The organism is Streptomyces sp. NPDC001380, from assembly GCF_042895785.1.
GTDB lineage: Bacteria > Actinomycetota > Actinomycetes > Streptomycetales > Streptomycetaceae > Peterkaempfera.
Genome location: NZ_JBIAWP010000069.1, coordinates 1 through 1,124, shown reverse-complemented (window position 1 = coordinate 1,124; position 1,124 = coordinate 1). Strand labels below are relative to the sequence as shown.

Here is a 1,124-nt window from a genome sequence, read left to right as displayed (position 1 = left end):
AAGTACCCCGATGAGCTCCGTGAGCGCGCCGTCCGCGAGGTCCGCTCGAGTGGCCGGCCGGTCGCGCATGTCGCCCGCGACCTCGGCATCCACAAGGAGGCCCTGCGGTCCTGGGTTCGCCAGGCCGAGGCGGACGCCGGCGAACGCGACGACCGGCTCACGACCGCGGAGCGCGACGAGCTCAAAGACCTCCGCAGGGAAGTGGCGGAGCTGAGGCGTGCGAACGAGATCCTGAAGGCCGCCTCGGTGTTTTTTGCCCAGGAGATCGACCGTCCCCGGACGAGGCCGAGCAGGTGATCGACCACCTGCGCGACGGCTTCGGGGTCGATCCCGTATGCCGGGTGCTCCAGTTGTCACCGTCGACGTACTTCGCGCGCAAGCAGCGGCCGAAGTCCGCCCGGCGTCTGCGCGACGAGGAGCTGATCCCGCTGGTCACAGCCGCATGGGAGGACTCCGGCCGCACCTACGGCGCCCGCCGGGTCACCCGCGCCCTGGCCCGCGCCGGACACCAGGTTGCCCGGTGCACCGTCGAGCGCCTCATGCGCGAGCTCGGCATCGAGGGCGTCATCCGCGGCCGGCGCCGCCGCACCACCATCCCCGAGCCTGCCGCCCCGCGGCCGCCGGACCTGGTGGGCCGGCGCTTCCAGGCGGCGCGGCCCAACCAGCTGTGGCTGGCCGACCTGACCTACATCCGCACCTGGTCGGGCTGGGTCTACGTGGCGTTCGTCCTGGACGCGTACTCCCGCCGGATCGTGGGCTGGCAGGCCGCCACCCACATGCGCACCGACCTGCCGCTGGAAGCACTGGAGATGGCACTGTGGCGGCAGAAGATCAAGAAGGACGCCGGCCTGGTCCATCACAGCGACCGCGGGTCGCAATATGTATCCATCCGCTACACGGAGCGTCTCGCCGAGGTCGGTGCCTCCGCCTCCGTCGGCTCCGTCGCCGACAGCTACGACAACGCCATGGCCGAAGCCCTCAACGGCACGTTCAAAGCCGAACTGATCGAACACCAGGGCCCGTGGCGGGACTTCGACCAGGTTGAGCGGGCCGTCCTCCCGTGGGTCGCCTGGTACAACGGCGAACGGCTCCACTCCGCCCTCGGCTACGTACCGCCGGACGAG

1 protein-coding gene is annotated in these 1,124 nt (G+C 70.8%); it reads left to right on the top strand.

Going from position 1 to position 1,124, the window contains the following annotated elements:
- Positions 1 to 1,124, top strand: a protein-coding gene (locus ACFY07_RS28555) for an IS3 family transposase (RefSeq protein ID WP_390872439.1) whose coding sequence is annotated in 2 segments (ribosomal slippage) — positions 1 to 250 and positions 250 to 1,124 — 1,125 coding nt annotated over the 2 segments. Because the reading frame shifts where the segments join, the coding sequence is not laid out codon by codon here. This gene is flagged as partial in the annotation.